Source organism: Aliagarivorans taiwanensis DSM 22990 (assembly GCF_000429505.1).
GTDB lineage: Bacteria > Pseudomonadota > Gammaproteobacteria > Enterobacterales > Celerinatantimonadaceae > Aliagarivorans > Aliagarivorans taiwanensis.
The window spans coordinates 13,112-30,251 of sequence record NZ_AUBZ01000026.1 but is presented as its reverse complement, the minus strand read 5'-3'; the positions used below and the strand labels follow the sequence as shown (position 1 = coordinate 30,251).

The window sequence follows — 17,140 nt, the reverse complement described above, 5'->3', positions numbered from 1 at the left end:
GTGGGAAGAGTCATTGCAGTAGCAAATCAGAAGGGTGGCGTGGGTAAAACCACCACCAGCGTCAACCTGGCCGCCTCGATGGCGGCAACCAAGCGCAAAGTGTTGTTGATCGACCTCGATCCGCAGGGCAATGCCACCATGGGCTCAGGCGTTGACAAGTACGACGATCCTAAAACCGTCTATGATCTGCTGATCGATGAGGATCCCATTGAGCAAGTCATCGTTGAGAGCACCTCCGGTCAATACGATCTGATCGCTGCCAACTCCGATGTGACCGCCGCAGAGATCCGCCTGATGGAGCTGTTTGCCCGTGAGGTACGCCTGCGTAATGCTTTGGCACCGGTGCGCGCCCAGTATGATTACATCTTTATCGACTGCCCACCTTCACTGAACATGCTGACTGTGAACGCGATGGCCGCCGCCGACAGCGTGTTGGTGCCTATGCAGTGCGAGTACTACGCCCTGGAAGGCTTGACCGCGCTGGTGGACACCATCAGCAAGCTGGTGGCCGTGGTCAATCCCGATCTGAAAGTGGAAGGTATCCTGCGTACCATGTTCGATCCGCGTAACCGTTTGGCGGCGGATGTGAGTGAGCAACTCAAGCAGCATTTTGGCAAAAAAGTCTACCGAACCGTCATTCCGCGCAATGTGCGCCTGGCTGAAGCCCCTAGTTTTGGCAAACCAGCGATGTATTATGATAAAACATCTAATGGTTCCAAGGCTTACTTGGCTTTAGCGGGAGAAATTATTCGCCGCCACGAAGAAGAAGCACTGGCCTTGGCGGCGAATTCATGAGCACGGAAAACAATATGGTGGCGAGAAAACGTGGTTTAGGTAAGGGCTTGGACGTACTGCTGAGCACCAGCAGCAGCGCCAGGCAGCGTCAGGTCGAAGAAGATACTAAGGCCGATAACGCTCAGGAAACGGTCGACAACAACCGTGGTGAGCTGCGTAAGCTGCCAATCGAATGGCTTAGCCCCGGCAAATACCAACCGCGTAAGGACATGTCCCCGGAAGCGCTCGAGGAGCTAGCTCGCTCCATTGAAGCCCAAGGGGTTATCCAGCCGATTGTGGTACGCCAGCTGGGTGAGCAGAGTTTCGAGATCATCGCCGGTGAGCGCCGTTGGCGCGCCGCCCAGCAGATCCATCTACACGAAGTGCCCTGTCTGATTAAGAATGTCAGCGACGAGAACGCCGTTGCCATTGCGTTGATCGAAAACATCCAACGCGAAGACCTTAATGCCATGGAAGAAGCGGTCGCCCTTGACCGCTTGATGAACGAGTTTGAGCTGACCCATCAGCAAGTTGCCGACGCGGTTGGTAAATCGCGTACCACGGTGACTAACCTGCTGCGTCTCAACAGCTTGAGCGCAGAGGTGAAGCGCTTGCTGGAGCACGGCGATATCGAGATGGGCCATGCCCGTGCCTTGCTGGCGTTGGAAGATGAGTCTCAGTGTGATGCGGCGCGTATCGTGGTGGCCAAGGCGATGACCGTCCGCGATACCGAAAAGTTAGTAAAAAAACTTCTAAACCCGAAACCTGAGACTAAAGTCGAAAAAGCCGATCCTAATATCGAAAGTTTAGAGCTGCGCCTCAGTGAACGCTTTGGTGCTGGCGTGAAGATCCAGCAAAGCAAAAAAGGAAACGGCAAGCTGGTGATATCATATGCTTCTCTGGAGCAGCTCGATGGTATTTTGAACCAAATGATAGATGAAGAAACATCAATTTAATCTATTTTTGATGTATTTGTCTTTTAACATTTAACTTTACATTTAGGTTCTCAAAAAGCTAAATTTTCCTCATTAAACGGGGGGTTTTCCCCGTTTTACCTCTAACTTCTTAAAAAACCCTTCACTTGTTGGCAACATTTGATTGCATCATCGCTGGTTCATCGTATAATCAAATTGCTTTTAGCTAGCTAATTGTGACTTTGCTCACGCTAAAAAAAGTGTAAACTGGCTGACTGTAACGACAGAGAGGTAGAGGATGTCTGACACTTTAGCCAACGGAGTGCGCACTAAGGCGTTGTACTTCGTAGCTTTTCAGACCGGGTTCGTTGCCTTGCTCACGTTGAAAAGCGGTTACTTATTCGACAAGGAAGTGGCTCTTTCCGTGTTGCTCGGGGGATTAATTTTTTTACTGCCCAATGCACTGTTCACCGCCATGGCGTTTTTATTCGTCGGGGCGCGGCAGGGCAAAAACGTGGTATTAAGTTTTTACCTTGGAGAGGTTCTCAAACTCACCCTCGTATCCATGCTATTCGTAATGGCGTTTGCCCTGCTCGAGGTAGTGCCTTTGGCGCTGCTGCTCGGTTTTATCTTCAGCACGATGACGCAATGGACTGCCTCACTATTTTTAAGCAACAAAAATAGGATGATAAATGGCTGCTGATTCTGTTTCAGGTTATATCCAGCACCACCTCACGAATGCTTCAATGTGTATGGCTGATGGCCATATCGCATTCAATCACCATTGTGAGAACGCCGGATTCTGGACCTGGCACATTGATTCACTCCTGTTTTCAGTTGGTTTAGGTGCCTTGTTCCTCGGAATATTTTATTACGTAGGACAACGTGCAACAGAAGGGGTACCCGGTAAGTTTCAATGTTTCGTTGAGATGCTTATCGAGTTCGCTGATAACGCCGTACGCGATGCCTTCCATCGCAGCGACCGTTTTATCGCACCCCTGGGTCTAACCATTTTCGTTTGGGTTTTCCTGATGAACTTGATGGACCTGGTGCCTGTTGATTGGCTACCTCAACTCTTCCATCTGATGGGGGCCGAGTACTTTAAGATTGTACCGACAACCGATTTGAACATTACCTTTGGCATGTCCTTAGGGGTGTTTATCTTGATTGTGTTCTACAGCATTAAAGTCAAAGGCGCGAAAGGCTTTGCCAAGGAATTGACCCTCAATCCTTTTAACCACTGGGCGTTTATCCCCTTCAACTTCTTGTTGGAGTCGGTAACCCTGTTGGCCAAACCTTTCTCACTTGCCCTTCGTCTTTTCGGAAACCTGTATGCAGGTGAATTGATCTTTATCCTTATTGCGGCATTGGTGCCTATGTGGTTCCAGTGGACCTTATCGGTCCCTTGGGCGATCTTCCACATTCTGGTCATCGTGCTTCAAGCATTTATCTTTATGATGCTAACAATCGTCTATCTGGCGTTGGCTCATGAAGATCACTAGTTAACAACGTAAAAACCGATTTATTTATTGGAGATTTTGTCATGGAAACTGTTGTTGGTTTTACTATTATCGCCGTAGCAATCATGCTGAGTATGGCCGCACTAGGTACTGCAATCGGCTTTGCTCTGCTGGGTGGTAAGTTACTAGAAGCCTCAGCTCGTCAGCCTGAACTCGCCCCTGCTCTTCAAACCAAGATGTTCATTATCGCAGGTCTGTTGGATGCGATTTCTATGATCGCCGTAGGTATTGCCCTGTTCTTCGTATTCGCTAATCCCTTTGTCGGTTTGCTGGGCTAAGTCGTCGTTCAATCCGAAACATAGGGAGGTGTCATTGTGAATATCAATGCTACCATGTTCGGGCAGTTGATCTCGTTCGCCATCTTTGTGTGGTTCTGCTACCGCTTTGTGTGGCCACCATTGATCGATGCAATCGAAGCCCGTCAAAAGAAAATCGCCGATGGCTTAGCCGACGCGCAGCGTGCGGTTAAGGATCTGAAACTCGCTAAAGAAAAGGCAACCGATCATCTCAAGGATGCCAAAGCTGAAGCGAACAAGATCGTCGATCAGGCGAACAAACGAAAAGCGCAAATCATCGATGAAGCCAAAGAACAGGCCAATCGTGAACGCGAAAAAATCATCGCTCAAGGTAAAACCGAAGTAGAAGCCGAACGCAATCGCGTTCAGGAAGAGCTTCGTGCCCAGCTTGCTGAATTAGCAGTAAGTGGTGCAGAGAAAATCCTGGAGCGTTCCGTCGACAAGGATGTGAGTCAGAGCATCGTCGATAAATTAGTTGCTGAGCTGAAATAAGGGGCAGGTAGAGCTTATGGCTGAAATCAACACCATTGCTCGTCCCTATGCTAAAGCTGCGTTTGATTACGCCGTAGAAAAACAAGCGATAGAAGAGTGGACCGGGATGCTGGCTGTTGCTGCTGAGATTGCAGACAACGAACAGGTGACCAAACAGTTGCAACGGGTACTGCCCGATGCGGCAATTTCCCTCTTTAGCGCTGTCGGTGATGGCTACTTTGATGAGAAGTTTACTAACTTCCTCAAGGTGATGGCCGAGAATCAGCGCCTGTCTGCGCTGCCCGCTGTGTTGGCTCTCTATGCAGAGCTTAAGGCTGAGTATGCCAAGGTAGTGACCGCTGAGGTGGTGTCTGCTGAGGAGCTAAGCGAACAGCAGCGAGCGCAAATTAGTGAATCTTTAGAACAGCGACTAGCACGCAAGATAGAGCTTGTTTGCAGTGTCGACCCAACTCTTATTGCCGGCGTGATTATTCGAGCCGGTGATATGGTGATCGACCGTTCAATTCGGGGGCAACTACGTCGCCTGTCCGACACACTGCAAGCGTAATTGGGGAATAGAGCATGCAACTGAACTCCACTGAAATTAGCGAACTGATCAAAAAGCGTATTGAACAGTTCGAGGTTGTGAGTGAAGCTCGAAACGAAGGGACCATCGTTAGTGTAAGTGACGGTATTCTTCGCATTAATGGCCTTGCGGATGTGATGCAAGGTGAAATGATCGAACTTCCCGGCAACCGTTATGCCATCGCACTTAACTTGGAGCGTGACTCTGTAGGTGCGGTTGTGATGGGGCCTTATGCCGATTTGGCCGAAGGCAACAAAGTAAAAAGCACCGGACGTATCCTTGAGGTACCGGTTGGCCGTGGCCTGCTGGGCCGTGTCGTAAACACCCTGGGTGAGCCCATCGACGGCAAAGGCGCCGTTGATAACGATGGCTTCGCACCGGTTGAGGTGATTGCACCGGGCGTTATGGAACGTAAATCGGTAGATAAGCCGGTACAAACCGGTATTAAAGCTATCGACTCGATGATTCCTATCGGTCGTGGTCAGCGTGAGTTGATTATTGGTGACCGTCAGGTAGGTAAAACGGCTATCGCAGTCGATGCCATCATCAACCAACGAGACTCAGGCATTAAATGTGTGTACGTGGCGATTGGCCAGAAGGCTTCTACCATCGCTAACGTGGTGCGTAAGCTCGAAGAGCACGGCGCCATGGGTTACACCACCATTGTTGCCGCATCGGCCTCTGACTCAGCCGCCCTGCAGTACCTGGCACCTTACGCCGGCTGTACCATGGGTGAGTACTACCGCGACCGCGGTGAAGATGCGCTGATTATCTACGATGACCTGTCTAAACAGGCGGTAGCGTATCGTCAGATCTCACTGTTGCTGCGTCGTCCACCAGGCCGTGAAGCCTTCCCGGGTGACGTATTCTACCTTCACTCTCGTCTGCTAGAGCGTGCCGCTCAGGTAAACGAGCAGTACGTAGAAGACTTTACCAAGGGTGAAGTGAAAGGTCAGAGCGGTTCATTGACTGCCCTGCCGATTATTGAAACCCAAGCCGGTGACGTATCTGCTTTCGTACCGACCAACGTGATCTCGATTACCGATGGTCAGATCTTCCTCACCACCCAACTGTTTAACTCCGGTATTCGTCCGGCGGTTGACCCGGGTATCTCGGTATCGCGGGTAGGTGGTGCAGCGCAAACCAAGATCATTAAGAAGCTGTCCGGTGGTATTCGTACCGCATTGGCACAGTATCGTGAACTCGCGGCTTTCGCCCAGTTTGCTTCTGACTTGGATGATGCAACCCGTAAGCAGTTGGATCATGGCCAGAAAGTAACTGAGCTGATGAAGCAGCCTCAGTTCTCGCCGCTATCGGTGGCTGAACAGGCCATCAGCCTGTATGCCGCAGAGAAAGGCTACTTGCTGGACGTAGAGATTGACCACGTGGTGACGTTTGAAACCTCGCTGCTCAACTACGCTCGCAACGAAGCGGCCGATCTGCTCGCGAAGATTAACGAGAAAGGCGATTACAACGACGAGATTGAAGACGCAATCAAATCACTGATTGAAAACTTCAAGACCACTCAGTCGTGGTAAGCGCATAGGAGCGAACAGTTATGGCCGGCGCTAAAGAGATTAAAGGTAAGATTGGCAGTGTAAAAAACACCCAAAAGATTACCAAAGCTATGGAAATGGTAGCTGCCAGTAAGATGCGACGCACTCAAGAGCAAATGGAGTCCAGCCGCCCTTACGCAGATGCCATGCGCAACGTAATTGGTCATATCGCCTTGGGTCACCTCGAGTACAAACATCCGTATGTGGTCGAGCGTGAAGCCAAGCGAGTGGGCTATATCATCGTTTCTACCGACCGTGGTCTTTGTGGTGGTTTGAACATCAACCTGTTCAAGCGAACCATCAAAGAGATTCAGCAATGGCAAGATCAGGGCGTTGAGGTTGAAATGGCCCTGATTGGTGGTAAAGCGGCCGGCTTCTTCCCTCACCATGGGAAGGTGCTAGCGCAAAACACCGGTTTGGCTGATAACCCGACGGTAGAAGAGTTGATTGGTACGGTGAAGGTAATGCTGGATGAGTACGACGAGGGCAAACTCGATCGTATCTACGTGGTGTTCAATAAGTTTATTAACACCATGACCCAGGAGCCGCATATCGACCAATTACTACCGCTGCCTAAAGCTGATGACCCGGAAATCGCCAGTCGCAATTGGGATTACCTGTACGAGCCGAATGCCGAAGAGATCCTCGATGGCCTGATGGTTCGCTACATCGAATCTCAGGTGTATCAAGCTGTGGTGGAAAACCTGGCGTGTGAGCAAGCGGCGCGAATGGTTGCTATGAAAGCAGCAACCGATAATGCGGGCAGTCTTATTGATGACCTTCAGTTGGTTTACAACAAGGAACGTCAAGCGGCAATTACCCAAGAGTTGGGTGAGATTTCTGCGGGAGCGGCAGCCGTTTAGGCTTAGGTAACGGAATAAATTTAGAGGAATCAACATGAGTAACGGTAACATCGTCCAAGTAATTGGCGCTGTTGTGGACGTTGAATTTCCACAGGACAGTGTACCTAAGGTATACGATGCCCTTGAGGTTCAAAACCAAGAAAAGCTGGTGCTTGAAGTTCAGCAGCAAATTGGTGGCGGCGTGGTTCGTTGTATCTGTATGGGTGCATCGGAAGGCCTAAGCCGCGGCTTGGAAGTATCTAATACCGGTGATGCGATCACCGTACCCGTGGGTGAAGGTACCCTGGGACGGATTATGAACGTACTGGGCCACCCCATCGATGGTAAAGGTGACCTAAGCGTTGACGATAGCTATCAAATTCACCGTACAGCCCCGACCTACGAAGAGCAAAGTAGCTCTACCGAACTGCTAGAGACTGGCGTAAAGGTTATTGACCTTATCTGCCCGTTTGCGAAAGGCGGTAAGATTGGTCTGTTTGGTGGTGCGGGTGTTGGTAAGACCGTAAACATGATGGAGCTTATCAACAACATCGCGAAAGCTCACTCAGGTCTGTCGGTATTTGCCGGTGTAGGTGAGCGTACCCGTGAAGGTAACGACTTCTACTACGAGATGGAAGAAGCGGGCGTACTCGACAAAGTGGCCATGGTGTATGGTCAGATGAACGAGCCACCAGGAAACCGTCTACGTGTGGCACTGACCGGCCTAACCATGGCTGAGAAGTTCCGTGACGAAGGTAAAGACGTACTGTTGTTCATCGATAATATCTATCGTTATACCCTGGCCGGTACTGAGGTATCTGCACTGTTGGGTCGTATGCCATCGGCGGTAGGTTACCAGCCTACGCTGGCCGAAGAGATGGGTGTACTTCAAGAACGTATTACCTCAACCAAAACTGGTTCGATTACCTCGATCCAGGCGGTGTACGTACCTGCGGATGACTTGACTGACCCCAGCCCAGCTACCACCTTCGCCCACTTGGATGCGACGGTAGTATTGAGCCGTAATATTGCCTCGATGGGTTTGTACCCGGCGATTGACCCGCTGGATTCAACCTCTCGTCAGCTTGACCCACTCGTTGTTGGCCAAGAGCACTACGAGACCGCTCGTGGTGTGCAAGGTGTACTGCAGCGCTACAAAGAGCTGAAGGATATTATTGCGATTCTGGGTATGGACGAGCTGTCTGAAGAAGACAAACTGACCGTATCGCGTGCGCGTAAGATCGAGAAGTTCCTGACTCAGAGCTACCACGTAGCCGAGGTATTTACCGGCGAGCCGGGTGTACTGGTACCGCTGAAAGATACCATTCGCAGCTTCAAAGGCCTGTTGGCTGGCGACTACGATGATATCCCAGAGCAAGCCTTCCTGTACGCCGCCGATATTGACGACGTACTCGAACGTGCCAAGAGCATGTAAGCTTGCCAAGACGAGATAGGAGGCAAGTATGGCTGCAATGACGGTTCACCTGGAAGTGGTAAGCGCAGAGAAGAAGATCTTCTCTGGCTTGGTGGAGCATTTGCGGGTAACCGGTGTGGAAGGTGAGTTGGGTGTGCTGTATGGCCACGCCCCTCTGCTAACACCGGTCAAGCCTGGAATGGTTCGCCTGACCAAGCAACATGGTGAGGAACAGCTGATTTACATCTCCGGGGGCTACCTGGAGGTTCAGCCAAACAGCGTAACGGTGCTGGCTGACACGGCTATCCGTGGTGAAGAGCTGGATCGTGCCAAGTCTGAACGCGCCCGCAAAGAAGCGGAAGCGCAGATCCGTAACCCAACCGGGGATATGGACTTCAACAAAGCGCAAGTGGAGTTGAATAAGGCGATGGCTCAGCTGCAAGTTATCCAACTACTAGGTAAAACTCTCAGCTAGTTGGCTTTGATTAAAAAGGCGCCTGTGGGCGCCTTTTTTGTTTGGTGAGTTTAGGATGTACGTCAAACAATGTTCGCTACCTCTGCAAAACTCCCCTGCTATATTTCTTAAATTCGCAAAATTAAGGGAGATATGACCCCATGTCGGATACCTACCGGCTAAGTCACTCCGATAAACAGCTGCTGTCTGAGCGCATCTCTGAGCTACTTGATGCCTTAAGTGCCGGGATCTACGAGCGCGAAGAGAGCTTCCGTTTATGTTTGCTGGCGGCATTGGCCGGCGAAAGTGTGTTCCTGCTGGGCCCGCCGGGAATCGCTAAAAGCATGATCGCCAAGCGCTTGGCCGAAGCCTTCGACCAAGCCAGTTTCTTTGATTACCTGATGACTCGCTTTTCTACGCCAGAAGAGGTGTTTGGCCCACTCTCTATCCAAGAACTAAAAGACCACGGCAAGTATCTGCGGCTCATCGATGGCTACCTGCCGAGCAGCGAAGTGGTGTTCCTCGATGAGATCTGGAAGGCCGGACCGGCAATCCTTAACACCCTGCTCACAGTGGTGAACGAACGAGTGTTTCGCAACGGCGCCGAGGTCATAGAAGTGCCAATGCGACTGCTGGTGACCGCATCCAACGAGTTACCGGAAGAAGACAGCGGCCTGGAAGCCCTGTATGACCGGATGTTACTGCGGGTGTTCGTTAATCGTATCCAGCAAAAAGAGAACTTTAAGGCAATGTTGCTGGGTGAGTATCAGCTGCCAGAGGTCGCTAGTGAGCTGCGCATTACCCATCAGGAATACCACTATTGGCAACAATGCCTGCAGCGGGTAGAGCTGCCTGAATCGGTGTTCGATGTGATCTATCAACTCAAGCAGGCGATTGAGCAGGTTCCCGCTGAGCTGAGCGAGCTTTCCGAGCAGGCCAAAGACCTCTATGTATCCGACCGGCGCTGGAAGAAAGCGCTGCACCTGCTCAAAGCCAGCGCCTTTTTTAACGGCCGCCATGAGATTAACCCCTTAGATGTACTGCTGCTCGAAGACTGCCTATGGCATAACCTCGAGAGTCGCCAGTATGTGCAGGCCTGTGTGCAGCACTTCGCGGTGAACAATGCCTTTAGTCAGCTGGCGATAGTGGAAGGTTGTGAGCTACTGCAGGCTGAGTACTTGCAGCTGCAAACAGATATCGCCCAGCAGTTGCAGTTGATGGCTTCGGTTGAGGTGGGTCTGCGTAAAGAGTTCTTCCAGATCGATCTCAGTAATGCGAGGTCGTTTTCCAGCGAGGTGGGGGCAAAACTCATCCGTTTGGTAGTGCTGCAGCAGAATCAGGGTGTAAACGAACGTGATCACGGAGAAACCCGGTGGGTTTACTTAGAGCCAGAACAACTGCTCAAACGCATTCGCGCAGGAGAAGCTGAGCTACTAGGCTATGTGAATCAGTCGAAAACGCTGATGACCCTGCGCATTGAGCTCGATGCTAGCCATGGACTAGTGATCCGCGATATCGCCAGTCGTCCCCTGCCCTTAGGTCTGGTGACTGATGCTGGCATCGATGATGAGCTCAAGCTGCGCTGGTCAGCTAAGGTAGATGATTTGCAACAGCAACTAAAACAACTTGAGCTCCAGTTGGTTCAAAGTCGCCGCTTGTTCCACCAAGCCCTGCCCCATAGCTTTATTAACCCTCGCTTGCCTGAACTGGTGGAAGCCAGCTTGGTCTCGGCCGAGCAACAGGTGGCTAAGCTCAAGGGGCAGATAGAGCGCCATCTCTACCGTTTGCAAAACATCGCTGAGTTCTTTGAGTCCTAATTGTGTTCGATAGTGTGCAATTGGGCGTGATGCTCGCAGAATCAGGCTTACTCGACGAAGCAGTGCGCGAGGTGATGCTCAAGCCGCAGTTGATGATGATGGCCGAGTCCAGTGCCGACATTAAGTCGGCCATGAAAGGTCAGCTCAGCAAGTGGCGGGGTCAGCTGCAGCAGCAGTTAAGCCGGGTTCCTCAAGAGCAGCGCTTTGCCAAAGAGATCCAACAGTATCAGTTGGCCATTGAGATGGATGCGGTGGATTTTGCTCTGCATGTCGATGATATCGTCGAGGGTTTAGCGGAGCACTCTCCCTTTTATTTGGAAGCCAAGAAACTCACTGAAGATGGCCGTCGGCGCCTCAGTCCGATGTTCCAAAGCTACTTTTGCAATCGCTGGTTTGAGTCCTTGTTGCTCTCACTCAAAGAGGCGCAGATGCACGAGCTGGAGCAAAGCAAGCAGGCGTTGCTAGCGGATTTATACCAACGCGCAGAGACCTTACAAGAGCTGGCTGAGCTGCAGCAACAAGGTGATTGGCGCAAGGTTGGCCGGCTTTGGGATATGGCGGCCTGTAAGCTGACCAAGCGCGAGCACAAACAGTTGCTGCGGGTGGCGCGTTTTTTAAAAGAGCGTAAGGGTCTGCAGGAGATCGCCGAGAGTATTGGTCGGCGCGCATCCGAGCAGCAGCCGGTCGACAGTAAGCAAGCCTGTGAAGAGCAGCTTAGCCTGCAGCAAGAGCAAAGCCAGAGCTGTAACGATGACATTGTAGGTATCCACGAGAGTGATGATATATCCAAGCTGCTGCCCAGTGAGATCTTGTTCCTCGCCTATCCCGAGTTAGAGGTGGTGTTCTACAAGCACTTGGTCGACAAGCGCCTGCTCAACTACCAGCAACAAGGTAAGCAACATAGCCTGAGTAAGGTTGCGACCGAAAAGGTCGATATTGGTCCGCCACAGCTACCCAAAGGGCCATTTGTGCTGGCCATCGATTGCTCCGGGTCGATGCAGGGCTTTCCTGAGCGCTGCGCTAAGGCCTTGGCCTACGGCTTGATGGAGATTGCGCTGGCTGAGAAGCGCGACTGCTATGTGATGCTTTTCTCCAGCGAGCTGATCTGCTACGAGCTAACCCGCCAGGATGGGTTGCGTGAGGCGCTTAGCTTTTTAAGCTACAGCTTTCATGGTGGCACCGACATCAACAAACTACTGGCTGCCGCGATAGAGCAGTTCCAGCAGCAGCGCTACCTCAATGCCGACTTATTGGTGCTATCGGACTTTATCGCACCAGCACCGCCAGAGTCCTTGCTCGGCGACATTGCGCAGATCAAGCAGTCGGAGAATCGCTTTCATGCGGTCAATCTAAGCCGCTATGGCAACCCTTCGCTAATGACCATCTTCGATGAAGTGTGGGATTACCACAATCACCTGACAAAAAACTTGGTGAAGCGGTTTTCATCTGCTTCTTAAGCTTTATAGTAATAGCCAGACACACCAAGGTATCTGATAGGAATCACTATGAATTTCAGCGTAGCTATTCTCGCTGCAGGCAAAGGAACGCGTATGCGCTCCGATCTACCCAAAGTTCTTCATAAGCTGGCAAACAAGCCGATGGTGCAGCATGTTATCGACACCGCCAAGACCCTGTCTCCTTCGGCGGTTCATCTGATTTATGGCCATGGTGCGGAGCTGCTAAAGGCGCAGATCTCAGAGCCAGAGCTGAACTGGGTGCATCAGGCCGAGCAGCTGGGTACCGGCCACGCCATGCAGCAAGCAGCGCCTTACTTTGGTGATGATGAAGCGGTGGTGATGCTCTACGGCGATACCCCATTGATTGCCAAAGATACCATTGAGCAGTTAACCCAAGCCTTGCCGGAAGGCGGCATCGCACTGCTTACCGTGAACTTGGATGACCCTACTGGCTACGGCCGTATCGTGCGCAATGCGCAAGGCGTTACCGCCATTGTTGAGCACAAAGATGCCTCGCCCGAGCAACTAGCGATTTGCGAAGTGAATACCGGTGTGCTGGTGGCCAAAGGGCGCGACTTTAAACGTTGGTTGGCGCAACTCAATAACGATAATGCCCAAGGTGAGTACTATGTGACTGACCTGATTGAGATGGCAGTGCAGGACGGAAAGACCGTGCAAACGGTGCAGCCCGCCTCACTGGTTGAGGTGCAAGGTGTGAATGACCGTATCCAGCTCAACCGCTTGGAGCGCGCCTACCAACTGCAGCAGGCGGAAGCTTTGCTGGCAGACGGCGTGAGCCTGAGCGATGCCACCCGCTTCGATCTGCGTGGTGAGCTAAGTATTGGTAAAGACTGCTTTATCGACATCAATGTGGTCATCGAAGGCAAGGTCAGCATCGGCAATGGGGTAACCATTGAGCCTAACTGTGTACTGCGCAACTGTAGCATTGCCGATGGCGCCACGGTTAAAGCCAACTCGGTTATCGAGCAGGCGGAGATGGGCGAGCTGTCTTCTGCTGGCCCGTTTGCGCGTTTGCGCCCCGGCGCCAAGCTGGCTAAAGATGCCCATATCGGCAACTTTGTTGAGATGAAGAATGCTGTGTTAGGCGAGGGCTCTAAGGCCGGACATCTGACTTATCTGGGCGATACAGAAGTGGGTCAACAGGTGAACATTGGTGCGGGCACCATCACCTGTAACTACGACGGTGCCAATAAACACAAAACGGTGATTGAAGACGGCGCCTTTATTGGTAGCGACAGCCAGCTGGTGGCGCCGGTAACGGTGGGTAAAAATGCCACTGTGGGCGCGGGAACAACCGTTACCTCTGATGTTGAAGCAGAGACCTTGGCAATCTCGCGAACCCGCCAGCGCAATCTTAGCGGTTGGAAGCGCCCTACCAAGGGCGATAAGTAGCCTTAAAAGCGGTAACGCACATTAAGCATCGGGCCGCGGTAGTTATAGCGCAGCTCGGTGCTATCCCAATCAATTTCGACCCGATAGTAGTTGTAGCCCAAGCCGATGTCCCAGTCAGGGGTCAATGTATATTTCAGCCCTGCATGTACATCCAGCAAACTTCCCGAAATATCATCAACTTTCAGATAGAACCACTGCACATGGGTATCCAGCCATAGTTGCTTGTAAAGCCGATAGTTAAACCACATGCCTATGTCGGGTAAGGGCGCAGTCACCGAATCACTGACGCTTTGCTCCCCCGATTCCACTCTGGCGCACTCACTCTCACCACTTGGCAGAGTGACACAGCCGCTGAGCTCGCCCGAGAATCCCAAGTCGATAAACATAAGATGCAAGCCTAGCGATACGCCGGCCTCTGCGTTGGGCCGTTGATAGAACGAATAGGCATAGCCTAGCCGTGCAACATCGATATCTAAGCGGGTATCGATACGGGAGCCAGCGGTGATGCCGCTTTCTGGGTGTTCTGGGATAACAAAGTCGACTTCAGAGACGTTAGCTGCGCTGCGGTGTAGCAGCTTCCAGTCCAGGTAGACAATGTGTCGTTCATTGAAGCGATAACCCAGCCATAAGTAAGGCAGGACTTGGTTATCCCTAAGGGCTAGGTTGTCTTCGAAGTCCAAGGTAATCGGGTTGCCATCAAGTGCCTTGCTGGTAACCGTAGAGTCGGTTTTTGCCCAGAAGCCACCGATATCCACCACAAAATCACCGGCCCATGCGGGGCAGCCAAACAAAATAGTACAAAGAGTGTCGAAGTGCATTTCACTGTTGCTTTCCTTAGCGAAGTGAAGTGTAAAAGAGTTATTAGTGAGCTAATAATAAATATAAGTGATCCGCGCTCAGGTATCGACCACTACTTGCGTTTGAACGTTGCTAGTTATCGTTGTTTTTATTAGTCTTTTTTCGAAGTGAAACCTTGGACGTTTAGAAATGAAATATACGCCCCAACAGCGCCGTCGTCTTTTAATGCAATACCTTGAGCAGCACGGTGAACTTAGCGTCGATCAAATGGCATCCGAGCTACAAACCTCCGAGGTGACTATCCGCAAGGATTTAGCCGCTCTCGAGAGCAGTGGTTTGTTGTTGCGTCGCTATGGAGGTGCCATCCCACTTCCCTCCGAGATGGCGGCAGAAAAGCCCGGTGAGCCGGTTTCAAAGCGAAAACTGGCGATAGCCAAGGCGGCAGCCAAACTGATCCGCGATCACAATCGCTTGATTATCGACAGTGGCTCAACCACCGCCGCCATGCTGCCTGAGCTGGGCAACAAGCAAGGGCTGATCGTGATGACTAACTCCTTGAACATTGCCAATAGCTTACGGGAGCTTGAGAACGAGCCTACCCTGCTGATGACCGGCGGCACTTGGGACCCGCATTCCGAGGCATTCCAAGGACAGGTCGCAGAGCAGGTATTACGCGCTTATGACTTCGATCAGCTGTTTATCGGTGCCGATGGCATCGATATCAATCGAGGCACGACTACCTTCAACGAGTTAATTGGTTTAAGCCGGGTGATGGCAGAAGCGGCACGCGAAGTCATTGTGATGGTGGAAGCCGACAAAGTAGGGCGAAAAATTCCCAATCTGGAGCTCCCTTGGGACTCCATCGATACCTTGGTAACAGACAAAACTCTTTCCAGCGAAGACCGCGCGAGCATTGAAGCGCTGGGTATCAAATTAATTATTGTGTGAGGATCTTATGTGCGGAATTGTAGGTGCAGTTGCACAGCGTGATGTCGCAGATATTTTAGTAGAAGGACTACGCCGACTGGAGTATCGCGGCTACGACTCAGCCGGAGTGGCAACCATTGATGGCGATGGCCAGCTGCAGCGGGTTCGCCGCTTAGGCAAGGTACAGGAGCTGGCCGATGCCTTAGCACAGACGCCCGTCATTGGCGGCACCGGTATCGCCCATACCCGTTGGGCAACCCATGGCGAGCCGAGCGAGCGCAACGCCCACCCCCATGTTTCATGTGAAACGATTGCCGTGGTGCACAACGGCATCATCGAAAACCACGCTGAGTTGCGTGAGCTGCTCAAAGCCGAGGGCTATCACTTCAGCTCCGATACCGACACCGAGGTGATCGCCCACCTGGTCGACCATAAGATTAAGCATCACGAAACGCTGCTGAGCGCGGTGCAATCGGCAGTGTCTGAGCTGGAAGGCGCCTATGGCACAGTGATCATGGATAAGCGTGATCCTTCCAAAGTTGTAGTGGCCCGCTCTGGCAGCCCTTTGGTGATTGGCTATGGACTCGGTGAAAACTTTATTGCCTCCGATCAGCTGGCCTTGCTACCGGTAACCCGTCGCTTCAGCTTCTTAGAAGAAGGCGATGTGGCTGAGGTTACCCGCTTTGAAGTGAATATCTTTGATAAAAATGGCGAGTCGGTGGTTCGCGATATCATCGAATCCAAAGCCTCCCACGATGCCGGAGACAAAGGTCAGTACCGCCACTACATGCTCAAAGAGATCTACGAGCAGCCTTTGGCCATACAACGCACCTTGGATGGTCGACTGGGCCAAGGGCGAGTATTGGATGATGTATTTGGCGATAACGCTGTTGAGCTGCTTAGCGATGTGAAACATGTACAGATCATTGCCTGTGGCACCAGCTATCACGCCGGTATGGTGGCGCGCTACTGGTTCGAAGAACTGGCTGGCGTAAGCTGCAATGTGGAGATCGCTTCAGAGTTTCGCTACCGCAAGTCGGTGGTACTGCCCAACAGCCTGCTGGTGACCATCTCGCAAAGCGGTGAGACCGCCGATACCTTAGCAGCGCTGCGCCTGGCCAAAGAACAAGGCTACATGGCCAGCCTGACCATCTGCAACGTGCCCGGCTCATCGCTGGTGCGTGAGTCAGACATGGCCTATATGATGAAAGCGGGCGCCGAGATTGGCGTAGCGTCAACCAAGGCCTTTACCGTTCAGCTAGCTGGCTTGCTGATGCTGGTGGGCGCAATTGGCCGCCATAACCTGATGAACGATGAGCAAGAAGCCGCGCTGGTGCATGCACTGCAAAGCTTGCCTGCTAAGCTAGAGCAAGCGCTAACCTTGGCTGAGCCTATCGAAGCCCTGGCCGAAGAGTTTGCCGATATGCAGCATAGCCTGTTCCTTGGGCGCGGCAGCCAATACCCCATCGCGATGGAAGGGGCACTAAAGCTTAAAGAGATCTCCTATATCCACGCCGAAGCCTATGCAGCAGGAGAGCTGAAGCATGGCCCCTTGGCACTGATTGATGCCGAAATGCCGATTATCGTGGTGGCGCCGAATAACGAACTGTTGGAGAAGCTTAAATCCAACGTGGAAGAGGTACGTGCCCGCGGCGGTATTCTTTACGTGTTTGCAGACGGAGACGCCAAGTTCGAAAGTGATGACACCATGCGGGTGCTGAGTGTTCCACATGTCGACGAGCTGATCGCACCGATCGTCTACACCGTGCCGCTGCAGCTGCTGTCTTACTACGTGGCCTTGATTAAAGGTACCGATGTAGACCAGCCGCGAAATCTGGCTAAGTCGGTAACCGTGGAATAAACATTTTATGTCGTTAAAAAGGAGGTGTGGGAGAGTAATA

At 52.0% G+C, this 17,140-nt stretch carries 17 protein-coding genes; 16 read left to right on the top strand and 1 reads right to left on the bottom strand.

Translation table 11 applies throughout. The features are described from left to right. The 14 genes from G462_RS0113275 to glmU all read left to right on the top strand — a co-directional run bounded on the left by G462_RS0113275 (nt 1) and on the right by glmU (nt 13,514). Nucleotides 1-795, top strand: coding sequence for a ParA family protein (locus tag G462_RS0113275; RefSeq protein WP_026959421.1), 795 nt, complete (start codon nt 1-3; stop codon nt 793-795). Between the two features lie 14 nt (nt 796-809). Beyond that, nucleotides 810-1,730, top strand: a complete 921-nt coding sequence (locus tag G462_RS0113270) for a ParB/RepB/Spo0J family partition protein (protein WP_026959420.1) — start codon at nt 810-812, stop codon at nt 1,728-1,730. A 256-nt stretch (nt 1,731-1,986) separates the two neighbouring features. Further along, a complete protein-coding gene (locus G462_RS22815; RefSeq protein WP_051326742.1) occupies nt 1,987-2,391 on the top strand; it encodes an ATP synthase subunit I in 405 nt (134 codons plus the stop codon). Then, the gene (gene atpB / locus G462_RS0113260; RefSeq protein WP_026959419.1) at nt 2,381-3,190 is read left to right on the top strand and encodes a F0F1 ATP synthase subunit A; all 810 of its coding nucleotides are present in this window, start codon (nt 2,381-2,383) and stop codon (nt 3,188-3,190) included. The genes G462_RS22815 and atpB overlap by 11 nt, the downstream gene beginning before the upstream one ends. A gap of 41 nt (nt 3,191-3,231) precedes the next feature. Beyond that, complete coding sequence (gene atpE, locus G462_RS0113255) at nt 3,232-3,486, top strand: F0F1 ATP synthase subunit C (protein WP_026959418.1); 255 nt, start codon at nt 3,232-3,234, stop codon at nt 3,484-3,486. A 36-nt stretch (nt 3,487-3,522) separates the two neighbouring features. After that, on the top strand, nt 3,523-3,996 hold the full coding sequence (gene atpF / locus G462_RS0113250) for a F0F1 ATP synthase subunit B (RefSeq protein ID WP_026959417.1): 474 nt from the start codon (nt 3,523-3,525) through the stop codon (nt 3,994-3,996). A 16-nt stretch (nt 3,997-4,012) separates the two neighbouring features. Next, a complete protein-coding gene (atpH, locus tag G462_RS0113245; protein ID WP_026959416.1) occupies nt 4,013-4,543 on the top strand; it encodes a F0F1 ATP synthase subunit delta in 531 nt (176 codons plus the stop codon). Nucleotides 4,544-4,557: 14 nt separating this feature from the next. Beyond that, on the top strand, nt 4,558-6,099 hold the full coding sequence (atpA, locus tag G462_RS0113240; protein ID WP_026959415.1) for a F0F1 ATP synthase subunit alpha: 1,542 nt from the start codon (nt 4,558-4,560) through the stop codon (nt 6,097-6,099). 20 nt (nt 6,100-6,119) lie between these two features. Next, nucleotides 6,120-6,980, top strand: coding sequence for a F0F1 ATP synthase subunit gamma (atpG, locus tag G462_RS0113235; protein ID WP_026959414.1), 861 nt, complete (start codon nt 6,120-6,122; stop codon nt 6,978-6,980). A gap of 34 nt (nt 6,981-7,014) precedes the next feature. Then, a complete protein-coding gene (gene atpD / locus G462_RS0113230; protein WP_026959413.1) occupies nt 7,015-8,394 on the top strand; it encodes a F0F1 ATP synthase subunit beta in 1,380 nt (459 codons plus the stop codon). A 28-nt stretch (nt 8,395-8,422) separates the two neighbouring features. Then, nucleotides 8,423-8,848, top strand: a complete 426-nt coding sequence (locus G462_RS0113225) for a F0F1 ATP synthase subunit epsilon (RefSeq protein WP_026959412.1) — start codon at nt 8,423-8,425, stop codon at nt 8,846-8,848. A 140-nt stretch (nt 8,849-8,988) separates the two neighbouring features. After that, nucleotides 8,989-10,644, top strand: coding sequence for an ATPase RavA domain-containing protein (locus G462_RS0113220; protein WP_026959411.1), 1,656 nt, complete (start codon nt 8,989-8,991; stop codon nt 10,642-10,644). A gap of 2 nt (nt 10,645-10,646) precedes the next feature. Continuing rightward, on the top strand, nt 10,647-12,101 hold the full coding sequence (viaA, locus tag G462_RS0113215; RefSeq protein ID WP_026959410.1) for an ATPase RavA stimulator ViaA: 1,455 nt from the start codon (nt 10,647-10,649) through the stop codon (nt 12,099-12,101). Between the two features lie 48 nt (nt 12,102-12,149). Then, the gene (gene glmU / locus G462_RS0113210) at nt 12,150-13,514 is read left to right on the top strand and encodes a bifunctional UDP-N-acetylglucosamine diphosphorylase/glucosamine-1-phosphate N-acetyltransferase GlmU (RefSeq protein WP_026959409.1); all 1,365 of its coding nucleotides are present in this window, start codon (nt 12,150-12,152) and stop codon (nt 13,512-13,514) included. Between the two features lie 2 nt (nt 13,515-13,516). Here the strand turns inward: glmU and G462_RS22810 are convergent, their stop codons facing one another. After that, complete coding sequence (locus G462_RS22810) at nt 13,517-14,332, bottom strand: outer membrane beta-barrel protein (protein WP_051326741.1); 816 nt, start codon at nt 14,330-14,332, stop codon at nt 13,517-13,519. Nucleotides 14,333-14,501: 169 nt separating this feature from the next. Here G462_RS22810 and G462_RS0113200 point away from each other — a divergent pair, with 169 nt between their 5' ends. After that, nucleotides 14,502-15,260, top strand: coding sequence for a DeoR family transcriptional regulator (locus G462_RS0113200; protein WP_026959408.1), 759 nt, complete (start codon nt 14,502-14,504; stop codon nt 15,258-15,260). A gap of 7 nt (nt 15,261-15,267) precedes the next feature. Beyond that, entirely contained in the window at nt 15,268-17,100 is a 1,833-nt protein-coding gene (gene glmS / locus G462_RS0113195; RefSeq protein WP_026959407.1) for a glutamine--fructose-6-phosphate transaminase (isomerizing), read from the top strand. The last annotated feature ends 40 nt before the right edge of the window (nt 17,101-17,140 follow it).

What these genes read in the sequence shown, in the direction of transcription:
- G462_RS0113200 (WP_026959408.1), top strand. Translation starts at nt 14,502, where the DNA reads ATGAAATATACGCCCCAACAGCGCCGTCGTCTTTTAATGCAATACCTT.
- glmS (WP_026959407.1), top strand. Translation starts at nt 15,268, where the DNA reads ATGTGCGGAATTGTAGGTGCAGTTGCACAGCGTGATGTCGCAGATATT.
- G462_RS22810 (WP_051326741.1), bottom strand. Translation starts at nt 14,332, where the DNA reads ATGCACTTCGACACTCTTTGTACTATTTTGTTTGGCTGCCCCGCATGG.
- G462_RS0113225 (WP_026959412.1), top strand. Translation starts at nt 8,423, where the DNA reads ATGGCTGCAATGACGGTTCACCTGGAAGTGGTAAGCGCAGAGAAGAAG.
- atpE (WP_026959418.1), top strand. Translation starts at nt 3,232, where the DNA reads ATGGAAACTGTTGTTGGTTTTACTATTATCGCCGTAGCAATCATGCTG.
- atpB (WP_026959419.1), top strand. Translation starts at nt 2,381, where the DNA reads ATGGCTGCTGATTCTGTTTCAGGTTATATCCAGCACCACCTCACGAAT.
- atpH (WP_026959416.1), top strand. Translation starts at nt 4,013, where the DNA reads ATGGCTGAAATCAACACCATTGCTCGTCCCTATGCTAAAGCTGCGTTT.
- G462_RS0113270 (WP_026959420.1), top strand. Translation starts at nt 810, where the DNA reads ATGGTGGCGAGAAAACGTGGTTTAGGTAAGGGCTTGGACGTACTGCTG.
- atpG (WP_026959414.1), top strand. Translation starts at nt 6,120, where the DNA reads ATGGCCGGCGCTAAAGAGATTAAAGGTAAGATTGGCAGTGTAAAAAAC.
- glmU (WP_026959409.1), top strand. Translation starts at nt 12,150, where the DNA reads ATGAATTTCAGCGTAGCTATTCTCGCTGCAGGCAAAGGAACGCGTATG.
- atpD (WP_026959413.1), top strand. Translation starts at nt 7,015, where the DNA reads ATGAGTAACGGTAACATCGTCCAAGTAATTGGCGCTGTTGTGGACGTT.
- atpA (WP_026959415.1), top strand. Translation starts at nt 4,558, where the DNA reads ATGCAACTGAACTCCACTGAAATTAGCGAACTGATCAAAAAGCGTATT.
- G462_RS22815 (WP_051326742.1), top strand. Translation starts at nt 1,987, where the DNA reads ATGTCTGACACTTTAGCCAACGGAGTGCGCACTAAGGCGTTGTACTTC.
- G462_RS0113220 (WP_026959411.1), top strand. Translation starts at nt 8,989, where the DNA reads ATGTCGGATACCTACCGGCTAAGTCACTCCGATAAACAGCTGCTGTCT.